Raw genomic sequence first — 22176 nt, forward strand, 5'->3', positions numbered from 1 at the left:
GCCGTTGTCGTATCCGGCGCTTGCCAAGCGCGCGATGAGAGCGGCTGACCCATATCGCAAGCGGTTGCCGGGCATAGGCGCACCGACGCCCGGAACCGTCGTCTACGCGTGACGCATGCGGCACCGAGCGCCGGCCGCGTCTGTCTGCGGTGAGCGCAACCGCTCTTGGCCATCCACGCTGGTGGCTGCGCGATCCGCCGGCAGACCGCCATACTTACGGCCATGTACGCATCGCAACGCCGTCGCCTGCTGCTCGCCTTGGCCATCGTGCTGGGCGGGATGATTGTGGCCATGGTCGCGGCCGGGCACTTCGTCGAACAGAGCGCGCTGCACGATGAAAGCGCCACCGTGCGCCGCCAGCTGCGGCTCTACGCGCAGGCGCTGCAGCAGCGCGTGGACCGCTACCGCACGTTGCCGCAGATTCTGGCGCTGGACCCGGAGTTGCGCGCGGCCGTGTCCGGCCCGCTGTCGCCGGCACAGGTGGATGCGCTCAACCGCAAGCTCGAACGCGCCAACAATGTCACGCAGTCGTCCACGCTGACCTTGATCAACCATGACGGCGTGGCGCTGGCCGCCAGCAACTGGCGGGCGCCACGCAGCAACGTGGGCGTGGACTACGCCTTCCGTCCGTATTACCAGCAGGCGCTGGCCACCGGCAGCGGCAGCTTCTACGGCATCGGCATGACCACCAGCGAGCCAGGCTATTTCCTGTCGCAGGCCATTGTCGACGGCGCCGGCCAGGTGCAGGGCGTGGTGGTGATCAAGATCGCCCTGGCTGCACTGGAGCGTGAGTGGCTGCAGACCCCGGACATCGTGCTGGCGTCGGACGCGCACGATGTGGTGTTTCTGGCCAGCCAGCCGGAATGGCGCTACCGCGTGCTGGCCCCGCTCAGCGACCGCGATCGCCGCGAACTGCAGAGCACCCGCCAGTACGCCGACCAGCAATTGCTGCCGCTGCGGCGCCGGCTGATCGAGCAAACCGGGTACGGTGGGGTGCTGGCCGACGTGCGCGACCCGCCGCTCGGCGCGCAGGTGCTGTGGCAGACCCTGGAAGTGCCCGAAAGCGGCTGGCGCCTGCATCTGCTGCACGACACCCGCGCCAGCGCCGCTGCCGGCCGCGCCGCGGCGATTGCCGCCGCCGGCGCGTGGCTGGCCCTGGCCCTGCTGTGGTTGTTCGTGCAGCAACGGCGGCGGCTGTCGGCGTTGCGCCAGCGCAGCCGGCACGAACTGGAAACCTTGCTGCAGCAACACGCCGAAGAACTGCGCACCGCCCAGGACGGCGTGGTCACCGCCGCGCAGCAGGCCAATGCCGGCCTGAGCCGCAGCCTGGAACACCTGCCGCAAGGCGTGGTGGTGATCGACGAGGCGCTCAACCTGGTGGCGTGGAATTCGCGCTATGTGGAGCTGTTCCGGTTTCCGCCGGAACTGCTCAAGATCGGCCGCCCGATCGAAGACCTGTTCCGCTTCAATGCACGCCGTGGCCTGCTGGGGCCGGGACCGATCGAAGCGGCGATCGAGCGGCGCCTGAATCACTTGCGCGGCGGAAAACCGCATATGCGCGAGAGCGAAAAAGAAGATGGCACGGTGCTGGAAATCCGCGGCAATCCGCTGCCCGATGGCGGCTTTGTCACCAGTTACGCCGACATCACCAGCTACAAGAACGCCGCACGCGAACTGCGTTCGTTGGCCGACGCGCTGGAACACCGCGTGGCCGAGCGCACCCGCGACCTGGCGGCGGCCAAGCGCGAAGCCGAAAGCGCCAACCGCTACAAGACCCGCTTCGTCGCCTCGGCGGTGCACGACCTGCTGCAGCCGCTCAACGCCGCGCGCATGTTCGTCTCGGTGTTGCGTGGGCAAGTGCGCGAGGCTGGCAGCGCGCGCGTGGTCGACAACATCGACGGTGCGCTGGCGGCGCAGGACGCCATCCTCAACAGCCTGCTCGACATCTCGCGCCTGGAAGCGGGCAGCCTGAAGACCCAGGTGCGCGACTTTGCGCTTGCGCCCTTGCTGGACACCCTGGCGCGCGATTTCGGCATCCTGGCCGAAGACCGCGGGCTGGTGCTGGAATCGGTGCCGACCTCGGCGGTGGTGTTGAGCGATGAAAACCTGCTGCGCCGCATCCTGCAGAACTTTCTCTCCAACGCCATCCGCTACACGCCGCGCGGACGCGTGCTGATCGGCTGCCGCCGCCGCGGCGGCTGGCTGCGCATCGAAGTGCACGACCAGGGGCCCGGCATTCCCGAAGCCTTGCAACACGAAATCTTCGAGGAATTCCGCCGCCTGGACGACGGCGTGGCCAACGATCGCGGCGCAGGCCTGGGCCTGGCCATCGTCGAGCGCATCGGCCGCCTGCTCGGCCATCGCATCGGGCTGCGTTCCACCCTGGGCGCCGGCAGCGTGTTTTCGGTGACGGTCCCGATAGGCGATCGCACCGCCATCGCACGGCAACTGCCGGCGCCTGTCGGCACTGCCGAACACGGCAACGACCCCATCCTGCATGGCTGCCGGGTGTGGTGCGTGGATGATGAGCCCTTGGTGTGCGAGGCCACGCGCACGCTGCTGGAACGCTGGGAATGCCGTGTGGATTTTGCCGGCGGCCCGGATGAGGCATTGAGCGCTGCCAATGCCGAGGAGGTGCCGGAACTGCTGCTGGATGTGCGCATGGGCGCACACCACGGCCCCATGCTGCTGTCGCAGTTGGTGGAACGCTGGCAACGCGAGCCACGCGTGATCCTGGTCACCGCAGAACCCGACCCTGTCCTGCGCGAGCATGCGCTGGATCTGGGCTGGGGATTTTTGTCCAAACCGGTCCGCCCACCGGCCCTGCGTGCGTTGGTGACGCAGATGTTGATGCGGCGCGGGTAGCGCTGCCTGCTTCCTCTCCTGCGCCCAGGACCGGCAGCGCACCCACCGACCCGATCGGCGCAGTGGCAGGCCACCAGAGCACCTGCGGCGACGGCATAGGCGGATCGAGCTTGACTTCACGCGGCAACGCCAGCGGCCGTTGGCGGATGCGGCGTGCGCGTCGTGGCGAGGTCACTGCACGTGTGGCATTGCAGCCGCGCAGGCCGATGTTGTACGCGCATCAATCGATGAGAAAGCAGCAATTATCAACATCCACCATCTCGACCAGAATCGAGTGCCTCGGATGTCATACGTCCATGCATATCTATCGTGGAGGGCGATTTATGCGCAGTTCCCGCAGCGAGGCAACGCAACAGTCGAAACTCGGGATGGTGCTGAGGGTGACCTCGGGCAACTTCCTCGAACAGTTCGACTTCTTCCTGTTCGGTTTTTACGCCACCCAGATCGCCGCGGCGTTCTTCCCGGCGAACAACGAATTCGCGTCCCTGATGATGACCTTCGCCGTGTTCGGCGCAGGCTTTTTGATGCGGCCGCTGGGTGCGGTGATCCTGGGTGCCTATATCGACGATGTCGGGCGCCGCAAAGGCCTGATCGTCACCTTGGCCATCATGGCCAGCGGTACCGTGCTGATCGTGCTGGTGCCAGGCTACGCCAGCATCGGCTTGTGGGCCCCGGCCCTGGTGCTGCTTGGGCGCTTGCTGCAGGGCTTTTCGGCCGGCGCCGAAATGGGCGGCGTGTCGGTGTATCTGGCCGAGATGGCCACACCGGGCCGGCGCGGCTTCTACGCCAGTTGGCAATCGGCCAGCCAGCAGCTCGCCATCGTCGCTGCGGCCGCGATCGGGTTTGCGCTCAACCAGCTGATGGCGCCGCAGGATCTGGCGCAGTGGGGCTGGCGGATTCCGTTCGGCATCGGTTGCGTCATCATCCCTTTCATCTTCTTGCTGCGGCGAAGCCTGGAAGAGACGGCGGAATTTGCCCAGCGCCGGCAGCCGGTCACGATGAAGCAGGTGATGCGCGGGCTGGCGGACAATGCAGGCATCGTGATTGCCGGCGGCTTGATGGTCGCGCTGACGACGACCGCGTTCTATCTGATCACCGTCTACGCCCCCACCTTCGGCAAGAGCGTGCTCAAACTCAGTACCGGCGATGCGTTGATCGTCACGCTGTTGGTGGGCGTCTCCAATTTCATCTGGCTGCCGATCGGGGGCGCACTCAGCGACCGCTTCGGCCGCAAGCCGCTGCTGGTGACCATGGCGGTGGTGTGCAGCGTGACCGCCTATCCGGTACTTGCGTTGCTTGCGGCCGCACCGAGCTTTGCGCATATGTTGCAGGCGCTGCTGTGGCTGTCCTTCATCTACGGCATCTACAACGGCGCCATGATCCCGGCGCTCACCGAACGGATGCCGGCGCATGTGCGGGTGGCGGGATTTTCGCTTGCCTACAGCCTGGCGACCGCGGTGTTTGGCGGTTTTACGCCGGTGATGTCCACCTGGCTGATCCACGTCACCGGCGACAAGGCCGCGCCTGGCTACTGGTTGGTCTTCGCAGCGGTGTGCGCACTGGGAGCCACGCTGTTTCTGTATCGCCGCCAAGCCAATCCAGCGCCGGCGAGCGGCCATGCTGCGGCAGGGGCCACCAAATGAGGCACGCCATGTGGAAGAAGTGGCTGGGTGCGATCGTTGCAACGGTCCTGCTGGCGACAACGGCAGGCGCGCAGGAGTTGACCGTGATGACCTCCGGCGGTTTCACCGCCGCCTTCGAACGCCTGGCGCCGCAATACACCACGCAGAGCGGGGTGAAGATCACCACCCTGCTTGGCCCTTCCATGGGCCAAACGCCACAAGCCATTCCCAACCGGCTCGCACGCGGCGAGCCTGCCGATGTGGTGATCATGGTGGGGAGCGCGTTGCAGAAGCTCATCGATGCCGGCGTGGTCGATGCGGCATCGCGGGTGGAGCTGGCCGATTCGAGGATCGGCATGGTGGTGCGCAGCGGTGCACCCAAGCCCACGATCGACAGCGTCGAGCACTTCAAACACACGCTGCTGCACGCCGATTCGGTGGCCTATTCCGACAGCGCCAGCGGCGTCTACATCGAGACCACGCTGTTCAAGCAGTTGCAGATCCAGGGCCCGATGATGGCCAAGAGCAAGAAGATTCCGCGCATCCCGGTGGCCACGGTGGTGGCCGATGGCAGCTATCAGCTCGGCTTTCAGCAGGTGGCCGAACTGCTTCCGGTGGCAGGCGTGGAGTTTGTCGGCAAGATCCCCGAGCCGTTGCAGTCGATCACGCGCTACGCGGCCGGTGTGCCGGTCAACGCGCAGCACCCCGAAGCAGCCAGGCGCCTGCTGGCGTACCTGCAGTCGGGTGAGGTGCAGGCGGTTGCGCGCGTGACCGGCCTGGATCCGGTGTCACCTTGAACGTGCGGGCATCCGTCGCACCAGTTCCGCCAGTTCGAGCGCGGTGGGTGTCAGCGTGCGTCCGCGACGTTTGAGCAGCCCCACGTTGCGCGATACCTCCGGTTCGACCAGCGGCACCGCCGCCAGCACCGGATGCGGGCCGGACGGCATGGCGATGGAAGGCACGGCGGCAATACCGACGCCGGCCTCTACCAATCCCAGCAACGTGGTGACATGTCGGGTCTCGCAGATGCTCGGCTTGTCCGGCGTGAATGCAGCCAGCGCCCGATCCAGCACCAGCCGGTTGCCCGATGTCTTGTCCAGCGTGATGTAGTCGTAAGCGCAGGCCTCCTGCCAGCTGACCTGTGCGCGCCCGGACAGCGGATGGTCCTGGCGGCAGGCAATCACATAGCGCTCTTGCAACAACGGTTCGAACTCCACCTCCGGCGCCAGGTTGCCGCTGAAGCTGACCCCGAAATCCGCTTCGCCGGAAGCCACTGCCGCACTGACGTGACTGGCACTGCCGTCGAACAGCCGGATGCGGATCTTCGGAAACAACTGATGCAGCCCGTGGATCGCCTGCGGCATGAAGTAGTACGCGGCAGATGGCACGCAGGCCACGGTTACCGTCCCCATCCTGCTGGAACCTGCATCGCCGATGCTCATCAGCGCCATGTCCAGGTCATCGAGCATGCGCTCGACCTGCGGCATGAACGCCTGGCCGACGGTGGTGAGGGTGACCTTGCGCGTGGTGCGCTCGAACAGCTTGACGTTCAACGCCGACTCGAGCTTGTCGATCCTGCGGCTGAGCGCCGGCTGGGTGATGCGGATGCGTTCGGCAGCGCGGCGAAAGCTGCCGTTCTCGGCAACCGCACGGAATGCCTGCAGATCGTTGAGATCGAATTTGATGGTCACGGTGCCGCAGCTTCAGTGTTCGATGGCGGTCGCCATAGCATAGACGCTTGCCTGCGGTGCTGCGTCCGACGCGACGAAGCCGCTGCATTCCAGGCGCAGTGCATGCGTTCGCATTGGGCAGCCACCCACTTCGAACGTGACCCCGCAACTCCCACGTCTCGCAACAAACCGCCTGCGCGCTGGCGCTGCATCGGCCATTCGGACGATCAGGCAAGGATGCCGGATAACCAGGCTCACGCTTGCTCCCCGCGCCGCGGCACAGTGGCTGGCAACACGCACCACGTCGCTACCGGGAGACATCACGCATGCATCAGCCACGCTCACTGGACCACTACCGCCTGCTCGGCCGTTCCGGCCTGCGCGTCTCGCCCCTGTCGCTGGGCACCATGACCTTCGGCGAAGCCTGGGGCTGGGGCGCGGATGCAGGCGAAGCCAGGCGCATCTTCGACGCCTATGCCGACCGCGGCGGCAACTTCATCGACACGGCGGTGAACTACACCAATGGCGGCTCCGAACGCATCCTCGGTGAGTTGGTCAAGGACCGACGCGAACGCTTCGTGCTGGCCACCAAATTCACCATGGCACGCGATGCGGACAACATCAATTCCGGCGGCAATCATCGCCTGAACCTGATTCGCTCGGTGGAAACCAGCCTGCGCCAACTTGCCACCGACCGGATCGACCTGCTTTACCTGCACGCCTGGGATTTCACCACCGCACCGGACGAAGTGATGCGCGGGCTGGAGCATCTGGTGCAAGCGGGCAAGGTGCTCTATCTGGGTATCTGCAATACGCCGGCCTGGCGCGTGGCGCAATTGCAGACCCTGGCCGACCTGCGTGGCTGGTCGCCGTTGGTGGCGTTGCAGATCGAGTACAGCCTGGTCGAACGCAGCGTCGAACACGAGCTGCTGCCGATGGCGCGCGAACTCGGCCTGGGCGTGTTGCCGTGGTCGCCGCTGGGCGGCGGCATCCTCACCGGCAAATACAGCCGCGCCGATCTGACCGACGACAATGCGGCAGAGGTGTCGAGCAGCAGCAAGGGCGTGATCGCCTCGACCGGGCATCTCAATGCACGCTCGCTGGAGATCGCCGATGTGGTCGGTGCGGTCGCCGATGAACTGGGCGCATCGCGCTCGCAGGTGGCGCTGGCCTGGACCCTGCGCAACCCCGCCGTCGTGTCGCCGGTGATGGGCGCACGCACCTTGCAGCAGGCCGAAGACAATTTCGGCGCGCTGGAGATCGTGCTCAGCGATGAGCACGTTGCGCGCCTGGACGCGGTCAGCGCAGTGCCGCCGATCTTCCCCGAACGCTTCATCGGCAGGCCGATGGCGCAGCAGTTGATCTACGGCACCCATCACGTGCAGCTGCGCACCTGATCACCACGGAGCAGCCATGACCAGACTCTCAACCCTCGCGGCGGCAGCGCTGCTTGTCGCCGCCGCGTTCGCGGGCAACGTCGGCGCCACAGGCAATGACGTTGCATCCACAGGCGCCTGTGCAGGGCAACCGGCGCCCATCTGCAACAAGCGCATCGTCGAAGCGGCCTTCGCGCAGTGGCAAAACGGGGGCAGCGGCATCTTCGAGACGCTGCTGTCGCCCGAGGTGGTGTGGACCATCGAAGGCTCCGGTCCGAGTGCCGGCACCTTGCGTGGTCGCGAGGTGTTGGTCGAGGCGGCGGTGCGTCCGCTGAGCGAACGCCTGGCCTCGCCACTGCGGCCGGTGCAGCAACGCCTCTGGGCCGATGGCGAGCACGTCATCGTGCAGTGGGAAGGCGTGGCCACGCTGCGCGATGGCAGCAGCTATCGCAATCGTTACGCATGGATCATGCGTATGGCCGATGGCAAGGCGGTCGAGGTCAACGCCTTCCTCGACCTGCCCGCCTACGACGCCGTGCTGCAGCGCGGCCATCGCCAACTGCAACGCAGGGCAAGCCCATGAGCGACACACCGATGAAAGCCGCCATCGCGGTGGCGCTGGGCGCCGGCTCGGCGCTCGCCTGCCCGTTCGCGGCAGCGACGCAACCGCCCACGGCGCCCACCACTATCGCGACCCGGCAACCAGGACATCCGATGCAAGCACACCCCTATCTCGGCATGTGGGTCACCGGCGACGGCCGGATCCGGCAGGAACTCCTGCCGAACGGCCGCTACGACGAAGCCCGCGGCACACGCCAAAGCGCCTACCAGGGGCGCTACGAAATCACCGGCAATCACATCGAATACTGGGACGACACCGGCTTCACCGCCGATGGCCGCTTCGTCACCGATGATGAGCTGCATCATGGCGGCATGGTGTTCTATCGGCAGCCACCGGCTTAGGGCGATTGAAAAAACGGGCTGCTTGCCATGCTTGATCGCCGGGCCTCGCACCGCCGCACCCGCTGCATGGGCGACGCGTTGCGCCTGCTGCAGACCGCAATGCGCAGCGATCCACGCCGCACGCTGGATCAGCCCTCGCCTTCCGGCTCCAGCGCCTTGACCAATACCGCGGCCTGGGTGCGGCTGTAGCAGTCGAGCTTTTTCAGGATGGCGGTGACGTGCACCTTGACGGTGTTCTCGGCCAGGCCCAGCTCGTGCGCGATCTGCTTGTTGAGCAGGCCATCGGCCAGGCTCAGCAGCACACGGAACTGTTGCGGGGTGAGCTGGGCGAGTTTGGAGGCCAGTTGTGCGTCGGCCTCCGAGCGCTCGGCCGTCATCGGTGGGAACCAGGTGCCGCCTTCCAGCACGCTGGCCACCGCGGTGCCGATCGATTCGGCCGGCGTGGATTTGGGAATGAATCCGGCCGCACCGAACTGCTGCGCACGCCGGATAACCCGCGGATGATCGTTGGAGGAGATCACCACCACCGGAATGTCCGGGTGCTCGCCACGCACATGCAGCAGCGCCGAAAAACCGCGTGCACCGGGCATGGCCAGATCCAGCAGCACCAGCTCGGCCTGCGGGTGCGAACGCAGCATCGCGCTCAAGGTGGCGGCGCTGGAGGCTTCCACCACGTTGGTCTGCGGCAGGGTCTGCTGCAGCACGTGGATGACGGCGGCGCGGAACAGCGGGTGGTCGTCGGCGACGAGAATGGTGAGATCGGCCATGCGCCAAGTCTGGCACATGTGCCGCCGCCGATACCCTGCCCAAGAGCGTGCCACGCGCTTTGAGGTGAGTGCGACGCGTCCTGTGGCGCGCCCAGACAAGGCGTGCGCCTTGCCCAGGCTGGCCGCTTGGGCAAGGCGCGCAACGCGGTCTCGGCGCGCCACAGGGCGCTTCCGCCAGGGTTGGCCCGCCAGCGGCACGGAGCGGCCGCCGCGCGGCTTACCTTGGCGCCAGTCAAGTCGGCGCCACGCAGCACCCGCTTCGCCGACGGCCAACGCATCTCACCTCAAAGCGCACAACACGCGCTAGCGCGGCGGCTGCGTGCTTGCCCGCCAGGCATCCAGGAACTGGCGGCGTTTGAGCTTGTCCAGATACACCAGCAGACCGGGACCGAGCGGGATCGGGCGGAACGGCGGCTGCGCCGAACCGCCACGCCCACCGGCCGCCGGCAGGATCGGCATTAGCCGCGCCTCGCGCGACAGCACCTGCTGGCCGCGCGGCGAGAGCAGATAGTCGAGAAACCGGCGCGCCTCCGGCGCATGCGGCGCCGTCTTGGGGATCACTGCCGTGCGCAACGCCACCAGCGTGTAGTCCTGCGGCTGCACGATGCCCAGCGGCGCGCCCGCATCGATGCGGGCCTGTGCGTAGGAGCCAAGCACGTTATAGGCCAGCAACAGCTCGCCACGGCTGACGCGATCGAGCAGGCTGCCGGTGCGCTCTTCCAGCACCACCCGGTTGGCCCCCAGCGCCGCGAGCAGCGCCCCGGCGATACTGCCCACTTGGCCGTCCTGGGTCGCGAACAGATACCCCACGCCGCTGCGTTCGACATCGTAGGTGCCGACCTTGCCGCGCAGCGGTGCATCGGGCGCGCGCAACAACGCCAGCAATTGCCGGCGCGTGCGCGGCACGCGGGCGGCATCCAGCTTGCGTGTGTTGTAGACGATGGCCACCGGCTCGTAGCTGATGCCGAACACTTCATGCCGCCATTGCGCCCATGCCGGCAAGGCTTCGGTCTGTGCGGAGCGATGCGTCAACGCATGGCCGTCGTTCACCAGTTTTGTCTGCAGGTCCATGCTCGCGCTGATCAGCATGTCTGCAGCAGGTGCGCCATGGCTTGGATGCAGATAACGGTCGTAGATGTCCCAGGCGATGACATCTTCGTAGATCACCTCGGTGCCCGGGTGCAACCTTTGATAGTCGCGGATGACTGCACCGAACACTTCCAGGTCGGTGGAGCCCTGCACGCGCAGCTGCACACGCACCGGGCCCTGTGCAGGAAAGCGACGCACATCGCCTGGCGCCGCGCAGGCGGTGCCATGAACCAGCAGCACTACCAGTATCCACGTCGCCAGCATCCATCTCCGCCGCATCATGCGCCTCCTCCGGGAAAATGCAGCGAGGCGATCAAGCCGCCACCGATGCGGTTGGCCAGATCGATGCGCCCACCATGCGCTTCCACCACGCGCTTGACGATGGCCAACCCCAGCCCGGCGCCGCCGGCCGGCGCATCCGCCCCGCGTACGAAACGCTCGAACACCCGCTCGGCTTCGGCAGGCGGAATGCCGGGGCCATGATCGGCGATGGTCAGCACGTGATGGTTGCCGTCGCTGGTGAGCGCCACCTGCAGCGGGCCGCCGGCCCCGTATTTGCAGGCGTTGTCGATCAGGTTTTTCAGCGCCTCGCGCAGGAGCAGTGCATCACCACGCAGCAGCGCCGGCTTCGGGTCGATCGCCAGCTGCACGCGCGGTGCGCCTGGGCTGCGCGGCAGTGCTTCGTACAGGGCCTGATGCAATACGTCGGCCAGATCCACGGTGGCAAATCGCTGCAGGTTGGCGCGATGGATCGCGCTGGCATCGCTGAGCAACTGATTGAGCAAGCGGCTCATGTGGCTGGCGTTGCGCTCGATCGCCACCAAACTGCGTTGCATCTCGTGCGGGTCGTCGTCGTCCATCGCCAGCTGCGCCTGCGCGCGCAAGGCCGCCAGCGGCGTGCGCATCTGGTGCGCGGCCTCGGCCATGAACGCGCGCAGGGTTTCGTTACTGGACGATAGCCGCGCCATGAACCGGTTGAGCGCGCTCACCATCAACTGCATTTCCTGCGGCGCCGGCACGTTCAGCGGCTTGAGGTCGGAGGGTTCGCGTCGCGACAGATCGCGCTCGATACGCTGCAGCGGCCGCAACGCGCGGTAGACACCCAGCCAGACCAGGCCCAGCGCCAGCAACGACAGTACGCCGATCGCCACCAAGGCGTTGAGCACCACATCGCGCGCCACCGCATCGCGTGCGCGCCGGGTCTGGCCCACCTGCACGCGCACCTCGCCCTGCCCCGAGGCCGAGGCCACCCGATGCATCACCACCGCAAAGCGCACCGGCTCGCCGCTGTACTGCGCATCGAACAACAGTGGCCGCTCGTCGCGGGGCGCACGCGGCGGCAGCGGCAGCGTGTCTTCGCCGGTGATGGTGCGGCCCTGTGCATCGAACACGCGATAGAACACGCGGTCCTCCGGTGCCATGCCGAGCAGATCCAGCGAGGCATACGGCAGATCCACCTGCCAGTCGCCGCCGACCAACGCCACGCTGTCGATGATCGACAGGGCCGAGGACACCAGCAGGTGATCGTAGGACCGATTGGCCGCCCGCTCGCCGTAATCGCGTGCGGCAAAGAACAGCACCACCGCACCCAGCAGCGACAGGCTGCCCAGATACAGCAGCAAGGTGCGCCGGATCGACGGTGCCACTGCCAGCGGCTCAGCCATCGACGCCCGGCTCCACCGGCGCATGCGGGTCGGCTTCTTCGAGTTTGTAACCGGCACCGCGCACGGTGACGATACGCAACGGCGCGGCGGCCAGTTTGCGCCGCAGCCGGCCGACATACAGCTCGATCGCATTGGGCCCGGCGTCATCGTCGAAGCCGAACAAGCCGTTGCCGATCTCGTCCTTGCCCACCACCTGCCCGAGCCGTCCGATCAGGATTTCGAACAGGCGATATTCGCGATTGGGCAACTCGATGGGCACGCCATCCAGCAGCAGCGCATGCGCAGCATTGTCGAAGACGAATCCGCCGATCTGCACCACCTCGCTGGCCTGGCCACGACTGCGCCGCAGCAATACCCGGCAACGCGCTTCGAACTCGCGGAAGTCGAACGGCTTGCCCAGGTAATCGTCGGCACCGACGTCCAGTGCCTGCACGCGGTCTTCGATGCCATCGCGCGCGGTCAGCATCAGCACCGGCGTGGTGTCGCCCCGCTCGCGCATGCCGGCCAGCACCCGCAGCCCATCGAGTTTGGGCAATCCGATATCCAGCACCACCAGGTCGAAGCTCTGATACCGCAGCACACTCGCCGCCGCCAATCCATCGGCCTGCCAATCCACCGCATGCCCGCTACGGCGCATGCGCCGCACGATCGCATCGGCGAGGTCGGCGTTGTCTTCGACTAGGAGAAGGCGCATGTGGCAGGGATTCGTGAATGGGGATTGGGGAATAGGGAATGGGGAATCGGAACGGCGGTTGGTCGCGGCCGGAAGGTAACAGGCCCGGAGAACAAAAGCTTCTACACCTAGGCACCCGTTGCCGGAATCCCGCTGTTGCGATTCCCCATTCCCGATTTCCCATTCCCACGCACTGACAGGTCCATGACAGCTTCGCCGGACTAGGCTGCTGCCAACACGCCGCGGCGGTTGTGCGGCGCATCGCCAAACGTGATTCACACATGTACCTGGGAGGGTCTGTGAGCAACGACACCTTGCGTTTGCGTGCCTTCGGCGCCTGCGCGGCGATCTGCCTGGCACCGGCGGCACATGCCGCCGACGAGGCCGGCCCGGTCACTGCCGAAGTGGGCGGGCGCGTGCATTGGGACTTCACCGTGTTCGACAACGACGACCGCGGTGCGCGCGAGCCCAACGACACCCAGTTCCGCCGCGTGTGGCTGGATGTGTCGGGCAAGTTCTACGGGTTCAATTACAAGGCCGAGGCAGATTTCGCCGGCCTGCAATACGAACCGGGCAGCCGCGGCATCCTGGCGCGCGATGTCTATATCGCCAAGAAATTTTCGGCCGGCACGCTGACCGTTGGCCAGTTCAAGCAGTACTTCTCGCTGGACGATCGCACCGGCTCCAACTACGGCCCGTTCCTGGAACGCGGCTACGCCTCGACCACGCTGGCGCCGATCTACCGCAAGGCCATTTCCTGGCAGACCAATCGCCCGGATGCGACCTGGTCCACGTCCGCCTACAGCCTGGAAAGCATCGACAATTCCTCGACCAAGGGCGGCGCGCTCGGCACGCGCCTGACCTACGCCCCGGAGATGGGCGAGGCACGCTTGCGCCACCTGGGTATCTCGCTGGCGCACGAGCGCTATTCGCATCCGGGCAGCGGGGGCGCTTCGTCGCTGCTGATCCGCCCTCGTCCGGAAAACGATCTGGCCAACAATAGCCGCATCACCCTGGCGCGCTTTGCCGATGGCCGCGACACCGATTTCGACAAATGGTCGCTGGAATACGCCGAAGTGCTCGGCCCGTGGTCGTGGCAGAGCGAATTCAGCGGCGGCCTGCTCGACGATGGCGCGCAGCACGCCAAGGTGTTGGCCAGCTATGGGTTGGTCAGCTGGTTCGTCACCGGCGAATCGCGCGGCTACGACCGCAAGACCGGCCGCTTCAGCCGCATCGCCACGCCCAACCGCCCCTCCGGTGCGCTCGAGCTGGCATTGCGCTACGACTACATGCGTGGCAACCAGCATCTGGACGGGCAACCGGACTTCATCAACGCCAGCACGCAGTCGTGGACGCTGGGCGGAAACTGGTACTTCAAGCCGAACCTGCGCGTGATGCTCAACGTGATCGATAGCCGCAACCGCGACCGCACCATGGATGCGGTGGTCGACCACACGCTGGCGGTAACCGGCCGCTTCCAGTACGACTTCTGATGCGCAACTGCATCGTGTCGGCAATCGGAACGACCGAGGTGCGCACGCCGTTCGCGCATCTCGGTGCTGCGCGCCGCTACCTGGCCATACCCGCGCGCAGCGCCGCGCTTGCACTAGCTCGCGTGCCTTCCGCAGCAACCGCGCACCTGCATCGTCGGCGCTGCGCATCCTGCGCACTCCTGAGCTCCACTCTCCCCTTGCTGTACGCCTCAAAGGATTTGCCCGCATGCTGACCGCGCTCGGTTTCGGAATGGTGATCACCTTCATGTACCTGATCATGAGCAAGCGGTTGTCGCCGCTGGTGGCTCTGATCACGGTGCCGATCGTGTTCGCGTTGCTGGGCGGCTTCGGCACCGGCATCAACGACATGATGCTCGAAGGCATCAAGAAGATCGCGCCCACCGGCGTGATGCTGATGTTCGCCATCCTGTATTTCGGGGTGATGATCGATGCCGGGCTGTTCGATCCGCTGGTCGGCCGCATCCTGCGCCTGGTCAAGGGCGATCCGCTGAAGATCGTGATGGGTACGGCGATCCTGGCGCTGCTGATCTCGCTCGACGGCGACGGCTCGACCACCTACATGATCACCGTCTCTGCGATGTTGCCGCTGTACCAGCGCCTGGGCATGAACGCGCTCAACCTGACCTGCGTCACCATCCTCGCCAGCGGCGTGATGAACCTGACCCCGTGGGGCGGCCCCACCGCGCGTGCCGCTACCGCGCTGCATGTGGATCCGGCCGATGTGTTCGTGCCGTTGGTGCCGGCCATGGTGTTGGCGATCGCCGGCATTCTCACGCTGGCCTGGTATCTGGGCATGCGCGAGCGTCGCCGCCTGGGCGTGGTGCGCCTGCCGGCGGACGGCAACTGGCTGGACACCAGCATCCCCGAAGACAACGACGCACTGCCGCGCGTGGAAGACACCGAGGACATGAAGCGGCCCAAGCTGCTGTGGGTGAATCTGCTGTTGACGTTGGTCTTGATGGGCGCGCTGGTGAAGGGCGTGCTGCCGATGCCGGTGCTGTTCATGATCGGCTTCGCGCTGGCGCTGATGATCAACTACCCCAACCTGGCCGAGCAGCGCCGCCGCCTGGTCAATCACGCCGGCAATGTGCTGTCGGTGGTGTCGCTGATCTTCGCCGCCGGCATCTTCACCGGCATCCTGTCCAACACCGGCATGGTCGAAGCGATGTCGCGCAGTTTTCTGGCCGTCATTCCCGACAGCTGGGGCCCGTATCTGGCGGTGATCACGGCGATCGTCAGCATGCCGTTTACGTTTTTCATGTCCAACGACGCGTTCTATTTCGGCGTGCTGCCGATCCTGTCCGAAGCCGCCAGTCATTACGGCATCACCCCGGTGGAAATGGCCCGCGCCTCGCTCGCCGGCCAGCCGGTGCACCTGCTCAGCCCCCTGGTGCCATCGACCTATCTTCTGGTCGGCCTGGCCAAGGTCGATTTCGCCGACCATCAACGCTTCACGCTCAAGTGGGCGGTGCTGATTTCGCTGTTGATGCTGGGCGGCGGATTGTTGTTTGGCTTGTTTCCGTTAGCGCGCTAGCCGCGCGCCGGGATTCGGCATTCGGGATTGGGGATTCGCCAAAGCCAGAGCGAACCAATACCCGCTGTTACGAATCCCCTCATCCCCAATCCCGAATCCCAACTCCGAAGGAGTTACGAAATGACTCTCCGCATCGCATACGTCACCAGTGGCATGGGCAGTGTCGGCACCGCGATCTGCCAGAAGCTGGCGCGCAGCGGGCACACCGTGGTTGCCGGTTGCGGACCCAATTCGCCGCGCAAGGCGTCGTGGTTGCGCGAGCAACGCGAGTTGGGCTTCGATTTCGTGGCATCCGAAGGCAATGCCGCCGATTGGGAATCCACCGTGGCTGCGTTCGCCAAGGTCAAGGCCGAAGTCGGCGAGATCGATGTGCTGGTCAACAATGCCGGCGGTAGCCGCGACACCTTGTTCCGGCAGATGAGCCGCGACGACTGGAATGCGGTGATCGCCAGCAACCTGCATTCGTTGTTCAACATCACCAAGCAGGTGGTCGATGGCATGACCTCGCGCGGATGGGGACGCATCGTCAATATCGGCTCGGTCAGCGCGCACAAGGGCCAGATCGGTCAGATCAACTTCGCCACCGCCAAGGCGGCCATGCATGGCTTCAGTCGCGCGTTGGCGCAAGAGGTCGCCTCGCGCGGGGTCACCGTCAACACCATCTCGCCCGGCTATATCGCCAGCGCCTCGATCAGCAGTTTTCCGCCGGATGTGCTCGATCGCCTGGCCACCTCGGTGCCGGTGCGCCGGCTCGGCAAACCGGTCGAAGTGGCCGGCCTGTGCGCCTGGTTGGCGTCTGACGATGCCGCGTATGTCACCGGTGCCGACTACGCGGTCAACGGCGGGCTCTACATGGGTTGAGCGGGCGCACCACACTGTCACCGCGCACTGCCGATGCCCCGCTGCCCGCCTCCCCTGCACGTCCGGCGCCCGATCTACGGGAGCGCCCACAAGGCTAGGAGATTCGTGCGCGTGTGCGCCCTGCCCGCGTGCACAAGCAGCCGCCACCGCGCGGACAACCCGCCTCTAGTGCGAACTGATTACACTCTGGCTTTTCCGCAGCGCGCTGCCATGGCCAAACCTTCAGACCGCACCACGCTCACTGCCCGTCCGCAGATGGCCGACATCGCGCGGATGGCGGGCGTATCCGAATCCACTGTGTCGCGGGCCCTGGCCGGCAGCCCGGTCGTGGCCGAACGCACCCGCGCCTACATCAAGCAGATTGCGGCCGATGCCGGCTACCAGGTCGACCCGGTGGCACGCAGCCTGCGCGCCAAACGCTCCAACACCGTGAGCGTGGCGGTGCCGATGATGCATGCGCTGGATCAGCCGCTTTCCGACCCGTTCCTGATGACCATGCTGGCGCTGCTGGCCGAAGAGCTCACCGGACGCGGCTACAGCATGCTGCTCTCCAAGCTGGACCGGCATCAGGATGGCTGGGTGGAACAACTTGCGCGCGGCAGCCGCTCCGACGGCGTCATCGTGCTGGGACAAAGTTTCGAACACGCCGCGCTGGATGCAGCCGCACGCGACGGCCTGCCGATGGCGGTATGGGGCAGCCGCATCGATGGGCAGTCGTACATCAGCGTGGGCAGCGACAATTTCCAGGGCGGCGTGCTCGCCACCGAACATCTCATCGCCAGCGGCCGCCAGCGCATCGCCTTTCTGGGCGATGACCAGTTGCCGGAGGTGGCGCCAAGGTTTGCCGGCTATCGCCACACGCTGGAACGGCACGGGCTGGAATTCGATACGCGGCTGCACGCGCGCAGCCATTTCGTCAGCGAAGATGCCTACCGCCTCACCCGCGCGATGCTCAAGAAAGCCGACCCGCCCGATGGCTTGTTCGCCGCCTCCGATGTGATCGCCGTGGGTGCCATCCGTGCCCTGGTCGAGGCCGGCCACCGCGTGCCACAGGACATCTCGCTGGTGGGCTTCGACGACATCCCGCTGGCCGCCTATAGCCAACCGCCGCTGACCACCGTGCAGCAGGATCTGGGCCTGGCTGCGCGGCTGTTGGTAGACCGGCTGCTGGCGCTGATTGCAGGCGAGCAGGTGCAATCGGTTGAAATGCCGGTGAAGCTGGTGGTGCGCGAGTCGGCGTGAAGCGGGGATTGGGGATTGGGGATTGGGGATTGGGGATTCGGGATTCGGGATTCGGGATTGCGGACTGCGGATTCGGGATTGCGGACTGCGGATTGCGGATTGCGGATTCGGAGATACCAGCCGGCAGTCCGCGTCCTTCTCCCGCCTGCGGGAGAAGGTGCCCGAAGGGCGGATGAGGGGAGCAGGCGGCCAGTGGCTCCACCGTACTCGGCAACCCGGCAGGCATGCACGTCTCGCATCTTCGGCAGCCGGCGATGTCAGCTAGGTATTGCTAAGAATCTGTCAGGATCACTTTCGGCTTGCGGACGCGCACGCACAGCATCGCCGCTGCCGCTGCCAGCATCAGCGCGCCGGCCAGGCGGACCACGTTGCGCGGGTCGCCATGCAGCACATGCTCGTAATACAGCGGCAAAGTGACGATCTGGATCAGCATCGGCAGCACGATGAACAGGTTGAACAAGCCCATGTACACGCCAGTGCGCTCGGGCGGGATGCTGTCGGCCAGCATCAGGTAAGGGTTGCCCATCATGCTGGCCCAGGCCAGGCCAATGCCGATCATCGGCAGCAACATCAGCCAGCGATTTTCGATGCCAGGCAGCAGCCACATGCCGATACCGGCGGCGACCAGGCAGGCCGCATGCGTGTACTTGGGACCGAAGCGACGCACCACCGGCACCATCGCAAACGCCGCCAGAAACGCGACGAAATTGTAGAACCCGCCGATCTGCCCATTGACTAGGCCGGCCTCGCGAAACCCATGCGAGGTGGGGTCGGTGGTGCCGAACAACGTGGTCGACAGCGACAGCACGATGTATTGCCAGTAGCAAAAGATCGCGTACCACTGAAACAACATCACCGGCGCCAACTGGCGCATGGTGGGCGGCATCTGGCGCAGCGCGCTGCCGATTTCGCGCACGGTCGCGCCCAGCCCAGCGCCACTCTGGCGGATGCGCGCGATCTCTGCCGGCGCGATCGCCGGCTCGCGCACGCTGCGCGCGGTGAGCAGGATCGAGCCTGCTGAAAAGCCCGCGCCGATCACGAACGCGGCAATGGTGACGTAAGGGATGTGGTGCGCGTTGGCAGCATCCTGGTTCATGCCCAGCCACACCAGCAACGGCGGCGTCAGGTAGGCCAGCGTCTGCGCAAGGCCGGTAAATGCGCTCTGCGTCAGATAACCCAGCGGCCGCTGCGGCGGCGCCAGTACGTCGCTCACCAGTGCACGGTAAGGCTCCATCGCCACATTGTTGGCCGCATCCAGCACCCACAGCAGGCACACTGCCATCCACAGCGCGGTACTGAACGGCATCGCCAGCAGACACAGGCTGCACACCAGCGCGCCCAGCACCATGTACGGCATGCGCCGGCCCCACCGCGTCACCGAGCGATCGCTCCAGGCGCCAACGAACGGCTGCAGCACCAGGCCGGTGATTGGCCCGGCCAGCCACAGGTACGGCAGGTTGGCGTGGTCGGCGCCCAGGTAGTTGTAAATCGGGCTCATGTTGCTCTGCTGCAGCCCGAAGCTGTATTGCACGCCAAAGAACCCGGCATTGAGCGCCAGGATGCGTACAAAGGAGAGCGGAGGAACGGTCGACGACATGCAAGGCCCTGGGCATCGGTGCGGCTCCCACTGGCCGCAGCGCACTGTAACTTGCCGCCTTTGCAATCGATTGTAAAGCTGCGTCGCAACACAGTGCCTTTCTGAAATAAAGCTTACGAAGATTGCAATTTATGCTGCGCCGCAAGATTGCAATCGATTGTATTGCAGCGTATTACTGCGCTCGCACTGCAGGCCACACATGGCCACTCCCTGGGAGGGGACGATGCAGGCGTCGGCACACCACCACCTGTGAGAGAGAGAATCGCAATGTCCACCCTGCACACCATGCGCCTGCATGCTCTGGCCTGCGCGGTCGTGTCCTGCCTGTGCGCGCCCGCCGCGCTGGCCCAGGACGCCGCCGCTGTGCCGGCCACGCCGCCGGCTGCCGACAGCGCCGCGGTCAACCTGGATTCGGTGTTCGTCACCGGTACGTCCACCGCCACCACCAAACTCAAGTCCAGCGTCTCGGTCAGCACCGTCGGTGCCGAGGCCATCGAGCAATCGGCGCCGCGCAGCACCGCAGAAATTTTCCGCAACATTCCCGGTATCCGCTCCGAGTCCAGCGGTGGCGAAGGAAATGCCAACATCGCCGTGCGTGGCTTGCCGGTGGCCTCCGGCGGCGCGAAATTCCTGCAGCTGCAGGAAGACGGCTTGCCGGTGATGGAGTTCGGCGATATCGCCTTCGGCAACTCGGACATCTTCCTGCGTTCGGATTTCACCCTGGACCGCATCGAAGCCATCCGCGGCGGCTCGGCGTCCACCTTCACCAGCAATGCGCCCGGCGGCATCATCAACTTCATCAGCAAAACCGGCGACACCGCAGGCGGCAGCGTCGGCGTCAGCCGCGGCCTGGACTACGACAACACCCGCATCGATTTCAATTACGGCGCACCGTTCGCCGAGCAGTGGCAGTTCAACATCGGCGGCTTCTTCCGCCAGGGCGATGGCGTGCGCGATGCCGGTTACACCACCGACAAGGGCGGCCAACTCAAGGCCAACCTCACCCGCCTGTTCGAGAACGGCTACGTGCGCCTGTACGGCAAATACCTCAACGACCGCGCCGCTGGCTACCTGCCGGTACCCACCTCGGTGCGCGGCCGCGATGGCTCGCCAGACCTGGGCGGCTTTCCCGGTTTCGATCCCGGCAACGACACCTTGTACAGCCGCAATTTCCGAACCGACGTGGGCCTGGACGGCAACAACCAGCCGCGCCGCACCGATCTGGGCGACGGCATGCACCCCATCTCGCGCACCATCGGTGCCGAAGCCTGGTTCGACCTGGGCAATGGCTGGAACCTGAGCGAGAAGTTCCGCGTCGCCGACAATAGCGGCCGCTTCGTCAGCCCGTTCCCGGCCGAAGTCACCGACGCCGCGTCGCTGGCCGCTTCCATCGGCGGTGCCGGCGCGCAGCTGGTGCAGGCCAGCGGCCCCGACGCCGGCCAGACCTATACCGGCACTGCGATCCGCACGCACCTGTTCAACGTGGCCATCAACGACCTGGGCAACGTCACCAACGACCTCAGCGTCTCGCGCGAGTTCGGCGGTGACGGGCGTACGCTGAACCTGCGCATGGGCTATTACAGCTCGCGCCAGACCATCGACATGGACTGGACCTGGAACTCGTACGTGCAGAGTCTGGGCCGCAATTCGCGCTTGCTCAACGTGGTGGATGCGACGGGCATGTCGCGCTCGCAGAACGGCCTGTACGCCTACGGCACGCCGTTCTGGGGCGACTGCTGCGTCACCCGCAGCTACGACGTGCGCTACGACGTCAACGCACCCTACGTTGCGCTGACCTTCGACAGCGGCAAGTTCAGCATCGACGGCAGCCTGCGCTACGACATGGGCGACGCGCGCGGCAGCTACAACGGCACTGCCATCGCTCAGAACCTGGACGTCAACGGCGATGGCGTGATCCAGCCGGTGGAACAGCGCGTGGCCACGGTGGACACCGCCAATTCGCGCCCGGTGGACTACGACTGGAATTACCTGTCGTACTCGCTGGGCGGCAACTACCTCATCACCGACGACCTGGGCGCGTTTGCGCGTATCAGCCGCGGCGCACGCGCCAACGCAGACCGGCTGTTGTTCGGTGTGGTGCGCGACGACGGTTCGGTGTCCTCCGAGGAAGGCGTCAATGTGGTGCGCCAGGCCGAAGCCGGCCTGAAGTGGCGCCGCGACGGGCTGAGCCTGTTCGCTACTGCGTTCTCGGCACGTACCCAGGAGCAGAACTTCGAAATCACCAGCCAGCGTTTCTTCAATCGCAGCTATGAAGCGCACGGCGTGGAACTGGAAGCCAGCTATCGCCATGAAGGGTTCACCCTCAACGGCGGCCTGACCTGGACCGATGCAGAAATCTCGCGGGATCAGATCACCCCGGAAAATGCCGGCAACGTGCCGCGTCGGCAGGCCGATGTGGTGTGGCAGCTCACGCCCAGCTACCGTGGCGACAGCTACCAGTTCGGCGTCAACCTGATCGGCACCACCGACGCCTACACGCAGGACGCCAATCAGTTGAAGATGCCCGGCTACACGCAGGTGAACCTGTTCGGCGACTACCGCATCACCGATGCGCTCACCGTGGCGCTCAACGTCAACAACCTGTTCAACACCTTTGGCCTGACCGAAGCAGAAGAAGCGACCATTCCGGCCAATGGAATCATCCGTGCGCGTTCGATTGCCGGCCGTACCACCAGCATCAGCCTGCGTTACGACTTTTAAGGACCCCGCGCCGGGCCC

17 protein-coding genes are annotated in these 22176 nt (G+C 65.8%); 11 read left to right on the forward strand and 6 right to left on the reverse strand.

The genetic code is table 11. The annotated features are described in order from the left end of the window. Nucleotides 1-222 precede the first annotated feature (222 nt). From ACCQ00_RS17000 to ACCQ00_RS17010, 3 genes are all read left to right on the forward strand, one after another. The gene (locus ACCQ00_RS17000; RefSeq protein ID WP_039572615.1) at nt 223-2865 is read left to right on the forward strand and encodes a hybrid sensor histidine kinase/response regulator; all 2643 of its coding nucleotides are present in this window, start codon (nt 223-225) and stop codon (nt 2863-2865) included. A 296-nt stretch (nt 2866-3161) separates the two neighbouring features. Continuing rightward, entirely contained in the window at nt 3162-4508 is a 1347-nt protein-coding gene (locus ACCQ00_RS17005; protein ID WP_039572611.1) for an MFS transporter, read from the forward strand. A gap of 8 nt (nt 4509-4516) precedes the next feature. Next, on the forward strand, nt 4517-5284 hold the full coding sequence (locus ACCQ00_RS17010; RefSeq protein WP_039572609.1) for a substrate-binding domain-containing protein: 768 nt from the start codon (nt 4517-4519) through the stop codon (nt 5282-5284). Here the strand turns inward: ACCQ00_RS17010 and ACCQ00_RS17015 are convergent. Next, on the reverse strand, nt 5276-6178 hold the full coding sequence (locus tag ACCQ00_RS17015) for a LysR family transcriptional regulator (RefSeq protein WP_039572607.1): 903 nt from the start codon (nt 6176-6178) through the stop codon (nt 5276-5278). The two genes, ACCQ00_RS17010 and ACCQ00_RS17015, sit on opposite strands and share 9 nt — an antisense overlap. A gap of 305 nt (nt 6179-6483) precedes the next feature. On the opposite strand from ACCQ00_RS17015, the gene ACCQ00_RS17020 reads away from it, so the two are divergent. The 3 genes from ACCQ00_RS17020 to ACCQ00_RS17030 are packed head-to-tail and all read left to right on the forward strand — an operon-like array spanning nt 6484 to nt 8496. Continuing rightward, nucleotides 6484-7554 carry an aldo/keto reductase gene (locus ACCQ00_RS17020; RefSeq protein WP_039572605.1) on the forward strand — a complete coding sequence of 357 codons (1071 nt, stop codon included), beginning with the start codon at nt 6484-6486 and terminating at the stop codon, nt 7552-7554. A 16-nt stretch (nt 7555-7570) separates the two neighbouring features. After that, nucleotides 7571-8116: a nuclear transport factor 2 family protein gene (locus ACCQ00_RS17025; RefSeq protein ID WP_372353990.1), complete on the forward strand. Its 546-nt coding sequence runs from the start codon at nt 7571-7573 to the stop codon at nt 8114-8116. 11 nt (nt 8117-8127) lie between these two features. Beyond that, complete coding sequence (locus ACCQ00_RS17030) at nt 8128-8496, forward strand: Atu4866 domain-containing protein (RefSeq protein WP_039572728.1); 369 nt, start codon at nt 8128-8130, stop codon at nt 8494-8496. 128 nt (nt 8497-8624) lie between these two features. Here the strand turns inward: ACCQ00_RS17030 and ACCQ00_RS17035 are convergent, their stop codons facing one another. The 4 genes from ACCQ00_RS17035 to ACCQ00_RS17050 form a co-directional block, all read right to left on the reverse strand. Then, entirely contained in the window at nt 8625-9263 is a 639-nt protein-coding gene (locus tag ACCQ00_RS17035) for a response regulator transcription factor (RefSeq protein WP_372353991.1), read from the reverse strand. A gap of 303 nt (nt 9264-9566) precedes the next feature. Further along, on the reverse strand, nt 9567-10616 hold the full coding sequence (locus ACCQ00_RS17040) for an ABC transporter substrate-binding protein (protein WP_039572601.1): 1050 nt from the start codon (nt 10614-10616) through the stop codon (nt 9567-9569). A 14-nt stretch (nt 10617-10630) separates the two neighbouring features. Further along, the gene (locus tag ACCQ00_RS17045) at nt 10631-12016 is read right to left on the reverse strand and encodes a sensor histidine kinase (protein WP_039572599.1); all 1386 of its coding nucleotides are present in this window, start codon (nt 12014-12016) and stop codon (nt 10631-10633) included. Beyond that, complete coding sequence (locus ACCQ00_RS17050; protein ID WP_039572596.1) at nt 12009-12710, reverse strand: response regulator; 702 nt, start codon at nt 12708-12710, stop codon at nt 12009-12011. The genes ACCQ00_RS17045 and ACCQ00_RS17050 overlap by 8 nt, the downstream gene beginning before the upstream one ends. Nucleotides 12711-12988: 278 nt before the next feature. Here ACCQ00_RS17050 and ACCQ00_RS17055 point away from each other — a divergent pair, with 278 nt between their 5' ends. From ACCQ00_RS17055 to ACCQ00_RS17070, 4 genes are all read left to right on the forward strand, one after another. After that, a complete protein-coding gene (locus tag ACCQ00_RS17055; RefSeq protein ID WP_039572591.1) occupies nt 12989-14182 on the forward strand; it encodes an OprO/OprP family phosphate-selective porin in 1194 nt (397 codons plus the stop codon). 226 nt (nt 14183-14408) lie between these two features. Continuing rightward, a complete protein-coding gene (locus ACCQ00_RS17060; RefSeq protein WP_017159492.1) occupies nt 14409-15737 on the forward strand; it encodes a CitMHS family transporter in 1329 nt (442 codons plus the stop codon). Nucleotides 15738-15857: 120 nt separating this feature from the next. Next, complete coding sequence (gene phbB, locus ACCQ00_RS17065) at nt 15858-16598, forward strand: acetoacetyl-CoA reductase (RefSeq protein WP_039572588.1); 741 nt, start codon at nt 15858-15860, stop codon at nt 16596-16598. 210 nt (nt 16599-16808) lie between these two features. Continuing rightward, nucleotides 16809-17840 carry a LacI family DNA-binding transcriptional regulator gene (locus ACCQ00_RS17070; protein ID WP_017157501.1) on the forward strand — a complete coding sequence of 344 codons (1032 nt, stop codon included), beginning with the start codon at nt 16809-16811 and terminating at the stop codon, nt 17838-17840. Nucleotides 17841-18111: 271 nt separating this feature from the next. Here ACCQ00_RS17070 and ACCQ00_RS17075 read toward each other — a convergent pair whose 3' ends face one another. After that, entirely contained in the window at nt 18112-19437 is a 1326-nt protein-coding gene (locus ACCQ00_RS17075; protein ID WP_039572585.1) for an MFS transporter, read from the reverse strand. 267 nt (nt 19438-19704) lie between these two features. Between ACCQ00_RS17075 and ACCQ00_RS17080 the strand changes: the two genes are divergently transcribed. Beyond that, the gene (locus ACCQ00_RS17080; RefSeq protein ID WP_039572583.1) at nt 19705-22158 is read left to right on the forward strand and encodes a TonB-dependent receptor domain-containing protein; all 2454 of its coding nucleotides are present in this window, start codon (nt 19705-19707) and stop codon (nt 22156-22158) included. Nucleotides 22159-22176 lie beyond the last annotated feature (18 nt).

It is taken from the genome of Xanthomonas sp. NCPPB 3761, from assembly GCF_041475705.2.
Taxonomy (GTDB): Bacteria; Pseudomonadota; Gammaproteobacteria; order Xanthomonadales; family Xanthomonadaceae; genus Xanthomonas; species Xanthomonas phaseoli.